15 protein-coding genes and 1 tRNA gene are annotated in these 15,634 nt (G+C 73.0%); 12 read left to right on the top strand and 4 right to left on the bottom strand.

Going from position 1 to position 15,634, the window contains the following annotated elements; all coding sequences use genetic code 11:
* The first annotated feature begins 58 nt into the window (after nucleotides 1-58).
* The 5 genes from galT (at nucleotide 59) to ACIOFR_RS08045 (ending at nucleotide 6,248) form a co-directional block, all read left to right on the top strand.
* Nucleotides 59-1,162: a galactose-1-phosphate uridylyltransferase gene (galT, locus tag ACIOFR_RS08065; RefSeq protein WP_400993417.1), complete on the top strand. Its 1,104-nt coding sequence runs from the start codon at nucleotides 59-61 to the stop codon at nucleotides 1,160-1,162.
* Nucleotides 1,159-2,118, top strand: coding sequence for a UDP-glucose 4-epimerase GalE (galE, locus tag ACIOFR_RS08060; protein WP_400993415.1), 960 nt, complete (start codon nucleotides 1,159-1,161; stop codon nucleotides 2,116-2,118). Before galT ends, galE begins: the two co-directional genes overlap by 4 nt.
* Nucleotides 2,115-3,245 (top strand): galactokinase, encoded by a 1,131-nt coding sequence (galK, locus tag ACIOFR_RS08055; protein ID WP_400993412.1) that lies wholly within the window; start codon nucleotides 2,115-2,117, stop codon nucleotides 3,243-3,245. The genes galE and galK overlap by 4 nt, the downstream gene beginning before the upstream one ends.
* Before the next feature lie 426 nt (nucleotides 3,246-3,671).
* Nucleotides 3,672-4,646, top strand: coding sequence for a LuxR C-terminal-related transcriptional regulator (locus tag ACIOFR_RS08050; protein ID WP_400993410.1), 975 nt, complete (start codon nucleotides 3,672-3,674; stop codon nucleotides 4,644-4,646).
* 99 nt (nucleotides 4,647-4,745) lie between these two features.
* On the top strand, nucleotides 4,746-6,248 hold the full coding sequence (locus tag ACIOFR_RS08045) for a polysaccharide biosynthesis protein (RefSeq protein ID WP_400993407.1): 1,503 nt from the start codon (nucleotides 4,746-4,748) through the stop codon (nucleotides 6,246-6,248).
* Nucleotides 6,249-6,359: 111 nt separating this feature from the next.
* Here ACIOFR_RS08045 and ACIOFR_RS08040 read toward each other — a convergent pair whose 3' ends face one another.
* On the bottom strand, nucleotides 6,360-6,854 hold the full coding sequence (locus ACIOFR_RS08040; protein WP_400993405.1) for a MarR family winged helix-turn-helix transcriptional regulator: 495 nt from the start codon (nucleotides 6,852-6,854) through the stop codon (nucleotides 6,360-6,362).
* Nucleotides 6,855-6,965: 111 nt separating this feature from the next.
* Between ACIOFR_RS08040 and ACIOFR_RS08035 the strand changes: the two genes are divergently transcribed.
* Entirely contained in the window at nucleotides 6,966-7,748 is a 783-nt protein-coding gene (locus ACIOFR_RS08035; protein WP_400993403.1) for a methyltransferase domain-containing protein, read from the top strand.
* Nucleotides 7,749-7,803: 55 nt separating this feature from the next.
* Here ACIOFR_RS08035 and ACIOFR_RS08030 read toward each other — a convergent pair whose 3' ends face one another.
* Genes ACIOFR_RS08030 through ACIOFR_RS08020 form a run of 3 tightly spaced genes read right to left on the bottom strand, consistent with a single transcriptional unit; the run spans nucleotide 7,804 to nucleotide 10,401 of the window.
* A complete protein-coding gene (locus tag ACIOFR_RS08030) occupies nucleotides 7,804-8,655 on the bottom strand; it encodes a DMT family transporter (protein ID WP_400993400.1) in 852 nt (283 codons plus the stop codon).
* Between the two features lie 25 nt (nucleotides 8,656-8,680).
* Nucleotides 8,681-9,442, bottom strand: a complete 762-nt coding sequence (locus tag ACIOFR_RS08025; RefSeq protein ID WP_400993397.1) for a TetR family transcriptional regulator — start codon at nucleotides 9,440-9,442, stop codon at nucleotides 8,681-8,683.
* Nucleotides 9,439-10,401: an acyl-CoA desaturase gene (locus ACIOFR_RS08020; protein ID WP_400993394.1), complete on the bottom strand. Its 963-nt coding sequence runs from the start codon at nucleotides 10,399-10,401 to the stop codon at nucleotides 9,439-9,441. Before ACIOFR_RS08020 ends, ACIOFR_RS08025 begins: the two co-directional genes overlap by 4 nt.
* A gap of 167 nt (nucleotides 10,402-10,568) precedes the next feature.
* Between ACIOFR_RS08020 and ACIOFR_RS08015 the strand changes: the two genes are divergently transcribed.
* From ACIOFR_RS08015 to ACIOFR_RS07990, 6 genes are all read left to right on the top strand, one after another.
* Nucleotides 10,569-10,643, top strand: a tRNA-Gln gene (locus ACIOFR_RS08015).
* Nucleotides 10,644-10,775: 132 nt separating this feature from the next.
* Nucleotides 10,776-12,227 (top strand): bifunctional UDP-N-acetylglucosamine diphosphorylase/glucosamine-1-phosphate N-acetyltransferase GlmU, encoded by a 1,452-nt coding sequence (gene glmU / locus ACIOFR_RS08010; RefSeq protein WP_400993392.1) that lies wholly within the window; start codon nucleotides 10,776-10,778, stop codon nucleotides 12,225-12,227.
* 209 nt (nucleotides 12,228-12,436) lie between these two features.
* Nucleotides 12,437-13,414, top strand: a complete 978-nt coding sequence (locus ACIOFR_RS08005; protein WP_400993389.1) for a ribose-phosphate diphosphokinase — start codon at nucleotides 12,437-12,439, stop codon at nucleotides 13,412-13,414.
* Between the two features lie 275 nt (nucleotides 13,415-13,689).
* On the top strand, nucleotides 13,690-14,295 hold the full coding sequence (locus ACIOFR_RS08000) for a 50S ribosomal protein L25/general stress protein Ctc (RefSeq protein WP_400993387.1): 606 nt from the start codon (nucleotides 13,690-13,692) through the stop codon (nucleotides 14,293-14,295).
* Between the two features lie 281 nt (nucleotides 14,296-14,576).
* Entirely contained in the window at nucleotides 14,577-15,164 is a 588-nt protein-coding gene (gene pth, locus ACIOFR_RS07995; protein WP_400993384.1) for an aminoacyl-tRNA hydrolase, read from the top strand.
* Nucleotides 15,165-15,444: 280 nt separating this feature from the next.
* Nucleotides 15,445-15,612 carry a hypothetical protein gene (locus ACIOFR_RS07990; protein ID WP_400993381.1) on the top strand — a complete coding sequence of 56 codons (168 nt, stop codon included), beginning with the start codon at nucleotides 15,445-15,447 and terminating at the stop codon, nucleotides 15,610-15,612.
* Nucleotides 15,613-15,634: the final 22 nt, after the last annotated feature.

The raw sequence follows: 15,634 nt of genomic DNA, 5'->3' as shown, positions 1-15,634 counted from the left end.
TGACTGATGGTTGTTTGTGTTTGAAAATGTTTGAGCAGGATCCCGGAAGGCGGAGGCCGTGAAGAAGACCACGACAAAACTCGCGGACGGCCGCGAACTCATCTACTACGACAGGGACCCGAACGTCCTGCGGGACACCGCGGACCAGCGCCCGCTGGAAGCCCCGACCAGCCTCTCCGAGGTGCGCCGGGACCCGGCCACCGGTGACTGGGTGACCGTCGCCGCCCACCGCCAGGCCCGCACCTACCACCCGCCGGCCGACCAGTGCCCGCTGTGCCCCTCCCGGCCGGGTCGCCCGAGCGAGATCCCCGGGGCCGACTACGACGTCGTGGTCTTCGAGAACCGCTTCCCCTCCCTCGCGGCCGACGCCGCCGCCCACGTCCCGGTGCGCACCGACCCGGTCCGCACCGGCGGCCCGGGCGTGGGCCGCTGCGAGGTGGTCTGCTTCACCGCCGACCACGACGCCTCCTTCGCCGACCTGTCGCCCGCCAAGGCCCGCCTGGTGCTGGACGTGTGGACCGACCGGACCGCCGAACTGTCCGCCGCCCCCGGCGTCCAGCAGGTCTACTGCTTCGAGAACCGCGGCGCCGAGATCGGGGTGACGCTGGCCCACCCGCACGGCCAGGTCTACGGCTTCCCGTTCACCACCGCCCGCACCGAGCGCATGATCGCCTCCGCCGCGCTGCACCGCGCCGAGACCGGCGGCAACCTCTTCGAGGACCTGCTCGCGGCCGAGCGCGCCGACCCCGTCCGGGTGGTTCTGGCGGGGGAGCACTGGACGGCGTTCGTCCCGTTCGCCGCCCGCTGGCCGTACGAGGTGCACCTGTACCCGAACCGCCGGGTGCCCGACCTGACCGCCCTAGACGAGGCCGAGCGCGCCGAGTTCCCCGCGCTCTACCTGGAGCTGCTGCGCCGCTTCGACCGGCTGTTCGCCGGGCCGGGGGAGAACGGTGCGGCCGTACCGGCGCCGTACGTCGCGGCCTGGCACCAGGCGCCCGCGCTCCGGGGGGAGGAGCTCGCCCTGCACCTGGAGCTGTTCACGATCCGGCGTACGGTGGGCAAGCTCAAGTTCCTCGCCGGCACCGAGTCCGGCATGGACGCGTTCATCAACGATGTGTCGCCCGAGGCGGCGGCACAGCGCCTGCGGGAGGTCTCGTCATGAGTAAGTACCTGGTCACCGGTGGAGCCGGTTACGTCGGCGGGGTCGTCGCCGCGCACCTGCTGGAGGCCGGGCACCAGGTCACGGTGCTCGACGACCTCTCCACCGGTTTCGCCGCCGGCGTGCCCGAGGGCGCGGAGTTCGTCCGGGGCCGGATCCAGGACGCCGCGGACGTGCTGGACCCCGGCTTCGACGCGGTGCTGCACTTCGCCGCCTCCTCCCAGGTCGGCGAGTCGGTCGCGGACCCGGAGAAGTACTGGCGCAACAACGTGGCCGGCTCGCTCGAACTGGTCAGCGCCATGCGCAAGGCGGGCGTGCGCAAGCTGGTCTTCTCCTCCACCGCCGCCGTCTACGGCGAGCCGGAGTCGGTGCCGATCTCCGAGACCGCCCGCACCGCGCCGACCAACACCTACGGCGCCACCAAGCTGGCCGTCGACCACCTGATCACCAGCGAGTGCGCCGCGCACGGCCTGGCCGCCGTCTCGCTGCGCTACTTCAACGTGGCCGGGGCGTACGGCGCGTACGGCGAGCGGCACGAGCCGGAGTCGCACCTGATCCCGCTGGTCTTCCAGGCCGCGCTCGGCCAGCGTCCGCACATCGCCGTCTACGGCGAGGACTACCCGACCCCGGACGGCACCTGCATCCGCGACTACATCCACGTCGCCGACCTCGCGGACGCGCACCTGCTGGCGCTGGACGCGGCCAGGGCCGGCGAGCACCTGATCTGCAACCTCGGCAACGGAGCGGGCTTCTCGGTCCGCGAGGTGATCGAGTCGGTGCGCCGGGTGACGGGCCGTGAGATCCCGGTGGTCGTCAGCGAGCGCCGCCCCGGCGATCCGGCCGTCCTGGTCGCCTCCGCCACCCGCGCCCACCAGGCGCTCGGCTGGCAGCCCCGCCGTCCCGAGCTCGACGACATCGTCGCCGACGCCTGGAACTTCACCTTGGAGAACCGCGCATGACCGACTTCCGGTCCGTCTTCGGTGCCGACCCCGACGGGGTCTGGGCGGCACCGGGCCGGGTGAACCTGATCGGTGAGCACACCGACTACAACGACGGTTTCGTGCTGCCGATCGCCCTCCCGCACACGGCGAAGGCCACCGTCCGGCGCCGCGACGACGACCTGCTGCGGCTGTACAGCGAGCAGGGCGACGGCAGGGTGACCGAGGTCGGGCCCGGCGGGCCGACGCCCGGCGCGGTCGCCGGCTGGGCCGCCTACCCGGCGGCCGTGGTCTGGGCACTGCGGGAGGCCGGTCACCCGGTCGGCGGACTGGACGTCCACATCGACAGCGACGTGCCCACCGGGGCCGGGCTGTCCTCCTCGGCGGCGCTGGAGTGCGTGCTCGCCGCGGCCGCCGACGGGCTGTACGGGCTCGGGCTCGCCCCGGCCGAGCTGGCGCTGATCGCCCAGCGGGCGGAGAACGCGTTCGTCGGGGTGCCGTGCGGGGTGATGGACCAGATGGCCTCGCTCTGCTGCGCGGAGGGCGGCGCGCTGTTCCTGGACACCCGCGACCTGTCGCAGCGCCAGGTGCCGCTGGACCTGGCGGCGCGGGGCCTGCGGCTGCTGGTGGTCGACACCCGGGTCAAGCACGACCTCGGCGACGGCGCCTACGCCGGGCTGCGGGCCGGCTGCGAGCGGGCCGCCGCGCTGCTGGGTCTGCCCGCGCTGCGCGACCTGCCGCTCGCCGCCCTGGACGGTGAGTCGGCCCGGCTGCCCGCCGAACTGCGGCCGCTGGTCCGGCACGTGGTCACCGAGAACGCCCGGGTGGAGCAGGCCGTGGCGCTGCTCGACGCGGGCGACCCGGCCGGGCTCGGGCCGATCCTGACCGCCGGGCACGCCTCGCTGCGGGACGACTTCCGGGTCTCCTGCCCGGAGACCGACCTGGCGGTGTCCGCCGCGGTCGCGGCCGGGGCGCTCGGTGCCCGGATGACCGGCGGCGGCTTCGGCGGCTCGGTCGTCGCGCTGGTCGCCGAGGAGGCGCGGCAGCCGGTGGCCGAGGCCGTCACCGCGGCCTTCGCGGCGGCGGGGTACGGCGAGCCGGAGCTGTTCACCGCGCTCCCCTCCGCGGGGGCCCGCCGGCTGGCCTGAGCCCGGCCCGTCACCCGTACCGGTCACCCACCGGCCGCCCTCGTCGGCCGCCCTCGTCGGCGGCCCGCACCGGCGGACCGCGCCGCCGTACTCGCTGCCCGAGTGCGGCGGCGCGGTCGTCCAACTCCCCCTTGCCTGCGGTTGGTTCGCCGGCGCACCGGCCCCGCCCCGGGCCGCCGGGAGGCCGCCCGGCCCGGTCGCGCCCGGTGGCCCGCCCGGCGGCGCCCGATCCGCGATGGAGGGCGAACCCGCTGGTCAGCGGTGGTCCGCCGGGCGACGGCGGTGCGGAGCCCCATCCGCCGCTTGAGCGGACCAAATCCCCACAGCGTGGCGAAACTTCACCAAACCCCCACCCGTCCGTCCCCGTCCCCCGTACGCTGAGTCCGGTGCCGGTGGGGGCCGGGCCGGAGCAGGGGGGAAGGGACGATGGGGCGGATTCGCGTCCTGGTGGTCGACAGCCACCGGATCTTCGCCGAGGCACTGGCCGCGGCGCTCGCCGGCGAGCCCGACGTGGACGTCGGTGCCGCCGGCACCGCGGCGGCGGCCGAACGCGCGCTGGACCGGGCGGTCACCGAGCACCGCGCCTACGACGTGGTGCTGATCGACGCCGATCTCGGACCGGCCCCGCAGTCCACCGCACCGCCGGTGGCGCACCGTCAGACCTCGTCCGAGACCGAGCAGTCGGAGCCGCGGCGGGGGCCGTACACCGTGCCGGTGCCGCGGCGGCCGAGCCTGCTGCCGGCCGCCAGGTCGCAGCCGGGGGCCGGTCCGCAGCAGCCCGCCGGGCACGTGGGGCCGGCGGCGGTCCGCCCGGTGCCGCAGTTCCAGCGGGAGCCCACACCGGCCGCGCCCGCGCGGGGCACCGGGGACGGGATCGCGCTGCTGGCCCGGGTCTGCCGCAGCCACCCCGAGCTGCGCGCCGTCGTGCTGGCCGCGCAGGACGACCCCCGCCGGGCCGTCCGGGCCCTGCACGCCGGGGCCAGCGGCTGGGTGGCGAAGGAGAGTTCGCTCGGCACCCTGATGACGGTGGTCCGGGGCGTGCTGCGGGACGAGACGTTCCTGCCGCCCGCCCTGCTCACCGGTGTGGTCCGGGAGTTGACCTCGGCCCGGCGGGACCGCTCGGAGAGCGAGCAGCTGGTCGCGGCGCTCACCCCGCGGGAGGAGGAGGTGCTGCGCTGCATGGTGGCCGGCCTCGGCCGCCAGGCCGTCGCCGAGCGGCTCTACCTCTCGCCGCACACCGTCCGGACCCACATGCAGAACGTCCTCGGCAAGCTGGGGGTGCACTCCACCCTCGCGGCCGTCGCGGTGGCGCGGCGGGCCGGGATCTCGCCGGCCGAGCCGCCGCCCCCGTCGCTACCCGCTCACACCGTCGCCTCGACCACAGGCCCCGGCGCCGGCTGACCAGCCCCCGCCACGCCCAGATACCGACTCCGTCAGGTCAGGGAAACCGGAGGACAGATGTCGCCGCACAGCAATGCCGCACGCCTGGATCCATTCACCATGCGCATTCCTCGGCAAGTTGACAGCTCCACGGGTCTGCGGACCCTGGTGATCGGAGCCGGCGCGGCCGGCTCGGCGCTGGTCCGCGACCTGGGCCGGACCCCGGAGTTCGGGCTCGCCCCGGTCGGCGTGCTGGACGACGACCCGGCCAAGGCCGGTCTGGAGATCGACGGCGTGCCGGTCCTCGGCGGGCTGGCCGACCTGACCGAACTGGCCGTCAAGCACCGGGCGCAGGTGGTGGTGCTGGCCATCCCGGGCCTGCCGCACCGCAAGGTCCGGGCGCTGGCCACCGCGGCGGCGGCGGCCGGGGTCGCGGTCCGCTACCTGCCGTCCTTCCTGGCCGCGCTGCGCCGGGAGGTGGTCGGCTCGGACCTGCGGAGCCTGGACGTGAACAAGCTGATCGGCCGGGCCGAGCTGCACGTGGCGTCACCGGACGTCCGGGCCGTGATCGAGGGCCGCCGGGTGCTGGTGACCGGTGCCGGTGGTTCCATCGGCAGTGAACTCTGCCGCCAGGTCAACGCCTTCGGGCCGGCCGAGCTCTACATGCTGGACCACGACGAGTCGAACCTGCACCGCCTACAGCTGGAGATCTGGGGCGAGGCCCTGCTCACCGACGACTCGCTGGTGATCGCGGACATCCGGGACCGGCCGCGGATCCAGCAGATATTCCGCGACCTCAAGCCCGAGGTGGTGTTCCACGCCGCGGCCCACAAGCACCTGCCGCTGCTGGAGCGCCATCCCTCCGAGGCGGTCAAGTCCAATGTGCTCGGTACCGACAACCTGGTCGAGGCGGCGCTGGCCACCGGCGTGGAGCGGTTCGTCCTGATCTCCACCGACAAGGCCGCCGACCCGACCTCCGTGCTGGGCGCCAGCAAGCGGCTGGCCGAGCTGATCGTGCAGGCCAACGCCCGGGACGCGCGCAACCTGGGGACGGGGGTGTTCGCCGCCGTCCGGTTCGGCAACGTGCTCGGCTCCCGCGGTTCGCTGCTGTCCGTGCTGGCCGAGCAGTTCCGCAGCGGCGGCCCGGTCACGGTGACCCACCCGGACGTCACCCGGTTCTTCATGACCATCGAGGAGGCGGTCGGGCTGGTCCTGGAGGCCGGCCGGATGGCGGAGGGCGGCGAGGTGTTCGTCCTGGACATGGGCGAGCCGGTGCGGATCGTCGACCTGGTGCACAACTTCGCCCGGCAGGTGCAGATGGGCGCGGACGAGGTGGAGATCCGCTACACCGGCCTGCGGGCGGGGGAGAAGCTGAACGAGGCGCTGTTCTCCGAGCGCGAGGAGCGGCTGCCCACGGCGCACGGGCGGATCTACGCCACGGTGGCCGAGCACTCGGCGGTGCCGGAGGACCTGGCCGGCGGTCTGACCGGTCTGTACGAGGCGGCGGCGGACAACTCCGACATCGAGGTGCGCCGCCGGCTGGCCGAGCTGTTGCCGGGGTACCGCACCCCCGAGGTGGAGGCGGTGCCGGCGCTGAGCACGCCGTACCCGGACGGTTTCTGAGCGGCCCGGGAGTCGCCCGGGGTGTCGGGACCGCCCGGCGCCCCGGGAGTGGTGGCGGCTCGGCAGGCCCGGTGGCGGTGGTGGATCAGCAGAGCCGGTGGCGGTGGTGGTTCAGCCGGCCTGGTCGAAGGGGGCGGTGAGCTGCCGCAGGAGGGCGGCGAGTTCGCCCTGCTGGCCGGAGCTGAGCTGGGCGAGCAGTTCGCGTTCGTGGGCGAGCAGCCCGGCGAGGGCCTGGTCGGCCTTGTCGCGGCCGTCGCCGGTCAGCCGGACCAGCACTCCGCGTCGGTCGTCCGGGTCGGGCAGCCGCTTGACCAGGCCCTTGCCGGTCAGGCGGTCGATCCGGTTGGTCATGGTGCCGGAGGTGACCAGGGTCTGCGTGAGCAACTGTCCGGGGGAGAGCTGGTAGGGGGAGCCGGCCCGGCGCAGGGCCGTCAGCACGTCGAACTCCCAGGGTTCCAGGCCGTGCTCGGCGAACGCGATCCGGCGGGCGCGGTCCAGGTGCCGGGCGAGCCGGCTGACCCGGCTGAGCACTTCGAGCGGTTCCACGTCGAGGTCGGGGCGCTCACGGCGCCATGCTGCGACCAGCCGGTCGACCTCGTCCTCCATGACGATCAGTGTATCGGTGGTTGTGTCGATGTGAAGTCTCTTGACATCAAGAGATAACAAAAGGCAGCCTTGAGTAGATATCTTGATGTCAAGAGACTTTGCGAGGACACCATGCCCACCTGGGATCCCGACCAGTACCTGCGCTTCGCCGACCACCGCACCAGGCCGCTGCGCGAGCTGCTCGCCCGGGTGCCCCACCTGCCGGCCGCCCCCACCGTGCTGGACATCGGCTGCGGCCCGGGCAACTCCACCGCCGTCCTGCGCGAGCGGTGGCCCGACGCCGACATCACCGGCATCGACAGCTCGGCCGAGATGCTCGCCACCGCCCGCTCGGCCGAGGGCGAGCCGAGCGCCGCGTACCTGCTGGCGGACGCGACGACCTACGACCCGGCGCCGGCCGCGCCCGACCTGATCGCCACCAACGCCACCCTGCAGTGGATCGACGGACACCTGGACCTGCTGCCCCGCTGGGCCGAGGCGCTCCGGCCCGGCGGCGCGATCGCCCTCCAGGTGCCGAGCAACTTCGACCAGCCCAGCCACATCCTGCTCGACGAGCTGCGCCGCGGCCCGCGCTGGCGCGAGCGCCTCGGCGACCTCCGGCTCCGCCCGGACATGCCCGAACCCGACGACTACCTGCACACCCTGCTGGGCGCCGGCTGCACCGCCGACGTCTGGGAGACCACCTACCGCAGCCTGCTGCCGGGCACCGACCCGGTGCTGGAGTGGATGAAGGGCACCGGCCTGCGGCCCGTCCTCGGACACCTCACCGACCCGGCCGAACGGGAGGCCTTCCTCGCCGAGTACGGCGCCCTGCTGCGCGAGGCGTACCCGACCGGCCCGCACGGCACGGTCTTCCCGTTCCACCGGGTCTTCGCCGTCGGCGTGCGCCGCTGACCGGCCGCCGCCCCGGGCCGGGCCCGCAGCGGACAGGCCCCGCAGCGGACGGGGCTCAGGACGAGCCGGGCATCGCCGGGTGCCGGCCCAGCAGGGCCACCCCGGCCACGATCGCGATCAGGCCGATCACCTGTCCGGCGATCGCCACGGGGGTGGTCCGCACCTCGTCGCCCAGGAAGCCGACCGCGCAGGCGATCCCGGTCAGCGGTTGGGCGGCGGTCAGCGCGGGCAGCGACATCCGCAGCGGCGCCGCCTCGAAGGCGGACTGCACCAGCAGCAGGCCGACCACGCCGATCGCCACCACCGTGTACGGCTGCCAGGTGGCGAGCACGGCCCCCAGGCCGTCGTGGTCCAGCTGCTCCGCGATCGAGCGGGTCAGCGCGTCCTGCAGCCCGTACAGCAGGCCCGCGGCGAGCGCCAGCAGGGTGGCCTCCTCCAGCAGCGGCAGCCGCCGGGCCACGGCGACCAGCAACAGGGCCAGCCCCGCGACGATGCCGAAGACCAGCCAGTAGCGCAGCTGGCTGTCCGGCGGCTCGCCGCCCTGTGGTCGGCCGGCGGCGATGAACAGGGTGACCCCGACGGCGATCAGCACCACCCCGCCCCAGCCCGAGCGGCCCAGGGACTGCCCGGTGAGCACCCGGGCCAGCAGCATCGCGAAGACCAGGCTGGTCGCCAGCAGCGGCTCCACCAGCGAGACCTCGCCGTGGTCCAGCGCGAGCGCGCTCAGCACCTGTCCGCCGATCATGAACCCGATGCCGAGCAGCCAGTCCGGCATCCGCATCAGGTCGAGCAGCAGGCGCCAGTGCAGCAGGTCGTCGCGCGGGGCGCGCTGCGCCGCGTGCTGCTGGAGCACGAACCCGAGCCCGAGACAGCATGCGGCGCTGATCGCCAGGAGGAAGACCGTCAACGGTCACCATCTCCCCAGGGCCCGTTCAGCCCTTCCGGTCGCCCACCAGCTTGGGATGCCGCTCCAGGCCCTCCAGCCCGTGCCAGGCGAGGTTGACGAGATGTGCCGCCACCTCGGCCTTCTGCGGCTTGCGCACTTCCAGCCACCACTGGCCGGTGAGCGCCACCATGCCGACCAGCATCTGCGAGTACATCGGTGCCAGTCGGGCGTCGAAGCCCCGGGACTTGAACTCCAGGCCCAGGATGTCCTCCACCTGGACGGCGATGTCACCGATCAGCGACGCGAAACTGCCGGTGGACTGGGCCACCGGGGAGTCCCGGACGAGGATCTTGAAGCCGTCGGTGGAGGTGTCGATGTAGTCCATCAGCGCGAACGCCGCCTGTTCCAGCAGCTCGCGCGAGTGCCCGCCGGTGAGCGCCCCGGTGACCATGTCCAGCAGCAGCTGCATCTCGCGGTCGACGACGACCGCGTACAGCCCCTCCTTGCCGCCGAAGTGCTCGTACACCACCGGCTTGGACACCCCGGCGCGCTCGGCGATCTCCTCCACCGAGGTGCCGTCGTACCCGCGCTCGGCGAAGACCGACCGGCCGATCTCCAGCAGCTGCTCGCGCCGCTGCTTCCCGGTCATCCGGACCCGCCCGCGGGTCTTGGCGCCGCGGGCCGGTGCCGGGGAGCGCGTACGGGCGGGCGCCGGGCCACCGTCCTCTGTCCGCGAGGTTCGATGGTCGGCCGCGCTGTCTCCGTTGCTCCCGTTCACCCCTACATCATGCTTCAGCGCACGCCTCATGCGGTGCGGCGGGCGGCGATCCGCTCCGTGCTGGGCCACCGGACGTCCTTCGCCCACCCGGCCCGCTCGAACCAGCGGATCAGCCGGGCCGAGGAGTCGATCTGGCCGCGCAGCACGCCGTGCCGGGCCGAGGTCGGGTCGGCGTGGTGCAGGTTGTGCCAGGACTCGCCGCAGGAGAGCACGGCCAGCCACCAGACGTTGCCGGACCGGTCGCGGGACTTGAACGGGCGCGCGCCGACCGCGTGGCAGATCGAGTTGATCGACCAGGTGACGTGGTGCAGGACGGCGATCCGGACCAGGGTGCCCCAGAAGAACGCGGTCAGCGCGCCCTGCCAGGAGAGCGTGACCAGCCCGCCGACCAGCGGCGGCAGCAGCATCGAGATCAGCGTCCAGAGCCAGAACAGCCGGGAGATCCGCCGGATGTCCGGGTCGTTGACCAGGTCGGGCGCGTACTTGTGCTGCGGGGTCTGCTCCTCGTCGAAGAGCCAGCCCATGTGCGCCCACCACAGGCCCTTGAGCAGGGCCGGCACGCTCTCGCCGTAACGCCACGGCGAGTGCGGGTCACCCTCCTTGTCGCTGAACCGGTGGTGCTTGCGGTGGTCGGCCACCCAGCGCACCAGCGGGCCCTCGACCGCCAGGCTGCCGGCGATCGCCACGGCGATCCGCAGGGCCCGGTTGGCCTTGAACGAGCCGTGGGTGAAGTAGCGGTGGTAGCCGATGGTGATGCCGTGACAGGTGAGGAAGTACATCACCGTCGCAATGGTCAGATCGAGCCAACCGAGCCCCCAGCCCCAGGCCACCGGCACGGCGGCGACCACGGCGAGGAAGGGCACCGCGATGAAGAGCCCTATGGTGACGCGCTCGGCGATGCCTTGCTGATCACCGCTCATGGTGGCGTTCAACGGTACGAGGGCGGGGTCCGCGGTCTGCGGGCGCGCTTCGTCGGCCTGAATGGTCATGACGGTCCTTGGGGTGGCGAAGCCGGTACCTACGTAGCCGTAACCTACGGCATCGTAGGTAATGCGGCCGCCGAAGGGAAGACGTGTCGCGACGGCCCAGGACCCGTGGCGGGGAACCGCCATAGTGGTGGAGCTGGGGCCGTGGAACCCGTAGGGTGTGCTTGCCATCCCCGGTTGCTCTGCTGGCACGGGCGCCCAGACTTTGAATCTGGTCTTCGCAGGTTCGATTCCTGCCCGGGGAGCCTTCTCCCCCTGCGCCGCGGGCGCTCGCCCGTTCGGCTCCCGGTTATCCTCTGACCTGCCGGGGCGCGGCTGTGCGGGCCGAGCCCGGCAGACCCCCTCCCTCACCGTGAACCGACCGAGGAGCCTCCCGCGTGAGTGCCAACCAGACCGCTGCCGTGATCGTGCTCGCCGCCGGTGGCGGGACTCGGATGAAGTCCAAGGCCCTGCCCAAGGTGCTGCACCCGATCTGCGGTCGCACCCTGGTCGGCCACGCGGTCAGCGCCGCACAGGAGTTGACCCCGCAGCAGCTGGTGGTGGTGGTCGGGCACATGCGCGAGCTGGTCCAGGCGCACCTGGCCGAGCAGTACCCCGGCGTGCGGTCCGCCGTGCAGCTGGAGCAGAAGGGCACCGGCCACGCCGTGCGCACCGCCCTGGAGGCGCTGGCCGCCGACGGCGTGCAGCTGGACGGCACGGTGATCGTGACCACCGGCGACGCCCCGCTGCTCACCGGCGCCACCCTGGCCGCGCTGGCCGGGGCACACACCGCGCAGAGCAACGGCGTCACCGTGCTCACCGCCGTGGTGCCGGACGCCACCGGCTACGGCCGGATCCTGCGCGACGCGGACGGCGGGGTCGCCGCCATCGTCGAGCACAAGGACGCCACCGAGGCCCAGCGTGCCGTCGCCGAGATCAACTCGGGCGTCTTCGCCTTCGACGCCAAGCTGCTCGCCGAGGCGCTGGGCCGGCTCGGTACCGACAACGTGCAGGGCGAGGAGTACCTGACCGACACCCTGGAGATCCTGCGCACGGCGGGTCACCGGGTGGGCGCGGTGGTCGCCGCCGACTACCGGGACATCGTCGGGATCAACGACCGGGTGCAGCTGGCCGAGGCCCGCCGGATGCTGAACGAGCGGCTGGTCGAGCGGGCGATGCGGGAGGGCGTCACCGTGGTCGACCCGGCCTCCACCTGGTTCGACGTCCAGGTCACCTACGAGCCGGACGCGGTGGTCCTGCCCGGGACCCAGCTGCACGGCGCCACCCACCTGGGCGAGGGCTGCGAGGTGGGTCCGAACACCACGCTGACGGACACCCGGGTCGGTGCCGGCGCGCATGTGAGCAACACCACGGCGCTGGGCGCCGAGATCGGCGAGCTGGCCTCGGTCGGCCCGTACGCCTACCTGCGGCCGGGCACCAGGCTGGCCCGCAAGGCGAAGGCCGGCACCTACGTCGAGATCAAGAACTCCGAGCTGGGCGAGGGCGCCAAGGTGCCGCACCTGTCGTACATCGGCGACGCCACGATCGGTGAGGGCAGCAACATCGGCGCGGCGTCCGTCACGGTGAACTACGACGGTGTGAACAAGCACCGCACGGTGATCGGGGCGCACTGCCGCACCGGCTCCGACAACATGTTCATCGCCCCGGTGACGGTGGGTGACGGCGCTTACACCGCGGCCGGCTCCGTGGTGACCAACGACATCCCCGCCGGCGCCCTCGGGGTCGCCCGGGCGCAGCAGCGGAACATCGCCGGCTGGGTGGCGCGCAAGCGGCCCGGCACGGCCTCCGCCCAGGCCGCCGAGGCCGCTGGGGCGGGCGGGGCGCAGTAGCACCGGGCCGACGGGTGGGGATCTTGAGGAGTGGTCCCGGGGCGGACGCTTCGCGGCGGGGCGCGTAACCTGGAGTACATGCGTGCGCCACTGGGCCTCCGGTCCGCGCCTCGGCGTACTCCCCAACCCCCGCCCATCCGCCCGCCCGGGTCCTGCCCGGGTGCGTCCGGGCGGGTCCATGTGCGGCAGCAACACGAGGAGACGGTGCAGTGAGCGGGATCACGACGTCGGGTGAGAAGAAGCTCAAGCTCTTCTCCGGCCGTGCCCACCCTGAGCTGGCGGCGGAGGTGGCAGCGGAGCTCGGGACGGAACTCGTCCCGACCAAGGCCCTGGACTTCGCCAACGGCGAGATCTACGTCCGCTTCCTGGAGTCGGCGCGCGGCGCGGACTGCTTTGTGATGCAGAGCCACACGGCTCCCATCAACCAGTGGATCATGGAACAGCTGATCATGATCGATGCTCTGAAGCGGGCCTCCGCCCGGAGCATCACGGCGATCCTGCCGTTCTACGGCTACGCCCGCCAGGACAAGAAGCACCTCGGTCGCGAGCCCATCTCCGCCCGTCTGGTCGCGGACCTGCTGGCCCAGGCCGGCGCCGACCGGATCATGGCCGTGGACCTGCACACCGCGCAGATCCAGGGCTTCTTCTCCGGCCCGGTCGACCACCTGTTCGCCCTGCCGGTGCTGTGCGACTACGTCGGCCAGAAGGTGGACCGCGACAAGCTGACCATCGTCTCGCCGGACGCCGGCCGGGTGAAGGTCGCCGACCAGTGGTCGGACCGCCTCGGCGCCCCGCTGGCGATCATCCACAAGCGCCGCGACATGAACCAGGCCAACACGATCCTGTCCGCCGAGGTCGTCGGTGACGTCAAGGACCGGGTCTGCGTGCTGGTCGACGACATGATCGACACCGCCGGCACCATCTGCGCGGCGGCCGACGCGCTGTTCGAGAACGGCGCCGCCGACGTGATCGTCGCCGCCACCCACGGCGTGCTCTCCGGCCCGGCCGCGGACCGTCTGAAGAACTCGCGGGTCAGCGAGTTCGTCTTCACCAACACCCTGCCGACCCCGGCGCAGCTCCAGCTGGACAAGGTGACCACCCTGTCGATCGCCCCGTCGATCGCGGCCGCGATCCGCGAGGTCTTCGAGGACGGTTCGGTGACCAGCCTGTTCGAGGGCGTGCACTGATCCACCGGCTCGATCGGCCCCCGGCGCTGCCTGCGCCGGGGGCCGATTTCATGGTTGACGCGCCCTGCGGTTAGACTCGTGAGACTGCTCGGCGAGGGATGCCGTGTGCCCACGCGGGTGCCGCATCCGTGATCGACGCGCTGGTCCAGCCGCAGCCCGGCCGGGACCACCCGTCATCTGCCGCCGAGCGTCCCCCCGAACGTACTTGAGGGTGTGGCCCGGCGGTTTTCTGTTGTCGCCTGCACCCGTCGCCAGCTTTTACGAGGAGTGCAGTCGTGTCCGAGATCCGCCTTGCCGCCGAGTCCCGCACCGAGTTCGGCAAGGGTGCCGCCCGTCGTGCCCGCCGCGCCGGTTTCGTCCCCGGTGTCGTCTACGGCCACGGCCACGCCCCGGTTCACCTGAACCTGCCCGGCCACGACCTGATGATGGCCCTCAAGACCCCGAACGCCCTGCTGGTCGTGCCGATCGACGGCAAGGACGAGTACGTGCTGCCGAAGGCCGTCCAGCGCGAGGCCATCAAGCGCAGCATCGAGCACGTCGACCTGCTGCTGGTCAAGCGCGGCGAGAAGGTCACCGTCGAGATCCCGGTCCTGACCGAGGGCGAGCTGGCCCCGGGCGGCAACCTGCTGGAGCACGTCCTGAACGCGCTCCCGATCGAGGCCGAGGCCACCCACCTGCCCGAGTCCGTGACCGTCTCGGTCGAGGGCCTGGAGGCCGGTGCCTCGATCACCGCCGGTGACATCGTGCTCCCCAAGGGCACCACCCTGGCCGTCGACGCCGACGCCGTCGTCCTGCAGGTCATCGGCGCCCAGGCGTCGCAGGCCGACGCGGACGCCGAGGCCGCCGAGGCCGAGGCCGTCGAGGCCGGCGCCGAGGCCTGAGCCTCCCGCTGAAGCGCTGAAGCGCTGAACCGCTGAACCGCTGAACCGCTCGACCGCTGCCCCGGTCGCCCCCTCGCGGGGCGGCCGGGGCAGCGGCGTGTCCGGGGCCCCGGGGCTCGGCGGACGCCAGGGCTTTCGGACGGCGGCGCGGTGGAGGTCACCCCCTGACCGTACGTCAGGGGGGCGGGCCGGGCGTTCGGGGCGGGCGGGCCCGGTCGCGGACGGCCCGGGTCGCGGATAATGGGGGCCGAGCAGGTCGACAGTGAGCGGAGAGCGGCAGGATGAGTGCGGCGGCGGACGAGTACACGGGGCCCTGGCTGGTGGTCGGGCTGGGGAACCCCGGCGACGGCTATGCCCGCAACCGGCACAACATCGGCTTCATGGTGGCCGATCTGCTGGCCGAGCGGATCGGGGCGCGGTTCAAGGCGCACAAGAGCCGGGCGCAGGTCGCCGAGGGCCGGCTGGCCGGCCGGCGGGTGGTGCTGGCCAAGCCGATGACCTTCATGAACCTCTCCGGCGGGCCGACCACGGCGCTGCGGGACTTCTACAAGGTGCCGACCGGCGGGATCGTCGCCGTCCACGACGAGCTGGACATCGACTACGCGGCGCTGCGGCTGAAGACCGGCGGCGGCGACAACGGCCACAACGGCCTGAAGTCCCTCACCAAGTCGCTCGGCCCGGACTACCACCGGGTGCGCTGCGGCATCGGCCGTCCGCCGGGCCGGATGGAGGTGGCGGACTTCGTACTGAAGGACTTCTCCTCGGTCGAGCGCAAGGAGCTGGACTGGTTCGTGGACCGCGCCGCCGACGCGGTCGAGGCGCTGCTGTCGGAGGGTCTGGAGCGGGCGCAGAGCACCTACAACTCCTGACGAGCGATCAGTTCCCGTTCGGCTCCTGTGGCGCGCGGTACACAACGGTCGTGCAACGCTTTGGGGGACGGGGGCTGAAACCCGCTCAGGCACGCCCGCACCATCGGATACGGTCAGCTCTGTACGAAGGGGTTGAGGGGTCGATTCGGGGGTAAGGACTGTGGTTCGGTCACGCCGTGTCCGCTGGGGGAGCACTGCCGGCGGAGCTGTACTGTGCCTGGCTGCGAGCGGGCTCGCGATCCAGCCCGCGCACGCGGCCGATTCGTCCGGCAGCCCGTCGGTGGCGCCGGAGCCCGCCGCGGCGCAGCTGATGCCGCCGGCACCGGTCGTCGGTTCGGTGGGCGGTTCGGCCGGGCTGTACGCGGTCGGCGGGGGCCTGCTGGTCGCCGCGGGGGGAGCGGCGACCTGGTTGCGGCGGCGCCGCGCCGGGCGGCCCACCACCTACTGACGGCGCACGACGCGCGAGAGGG

Source organism: Kitasatospora sp. NPDC088346, from assembly GCF_044740765.1.
Classification (GTDB): domain Bacteria; phylum Actinomycetota; class Actinomycetes; order Streptomycetales; family Streptomycetaceae; genus Kitasatospora.
Note: the sequence above shows the minus strand (reverse complement) of the source record. Positions and strands in the feature narration are given on the sequence as shown.

Coding starts and splice junctions, on each gene's coding strand:
- ACIOFR_RS08050 (WP_400993410.1), top strand. CDS start 3,672: ATGGGGCGGATTCGCGTCCTGGTGGTCGACAGCCACCGGATCTTCGCC.
- ACIOFR_RS08035 (WP_400993403.1), top strand. CDS start 6,966: ATGCCCACCTGGGATCCCGACCAGTACCTGCGCTTCGCCGACCACCGC.
- galE (WP_400993415.1), top strand. CDS start 1,159: ATGAGTAAGTACCTGGTCACCGGTGGAGCCGGTTACGTCGGCGGGGTC.
- ACIOFR_RS08040 (WP_400993405.1), bottom strand. CDS start 6,854: ATGGAGGACGAGGTCGACCGGCTGGTCGCAGCATGGCGCCGTGAGCGC.
- ACIOFR_RS08025 (WP_400993397.1), bottom strand. CDS start 9,442: ATGAGGCGTGCGCTGAAGCATGATGTAGGGGTGAACGGGAGCAACGGA.
- ACIOFR_RS08045 (WP_400993407.1), top strand. CDS start 4,746: ATGCGCATTCCTCGGCAAGTTGACAGCTCCACGGGTCTGCGGACCCTG.
- galK (WP_400993412.1), top strand. CDS start 2,115: ATGACCGACTTCCGGTCCGTCTTCGGTGCCGACCCCGACGGGGTCTGG.
- ACIOFR_RS08020 (WP_400993394.1), bottom strand. CDS start 10,401: ATGACCATTCAGGCCGACGAAGCGCGCCCGCAGACCGCGGACCCCGCC.
- pth (WP_400993384.1), top strand. CDS start 14,577: ATGAGTGCGGCGGCGGACGAGTACACGGGGCCCTGGCTGGTGGTCGGG.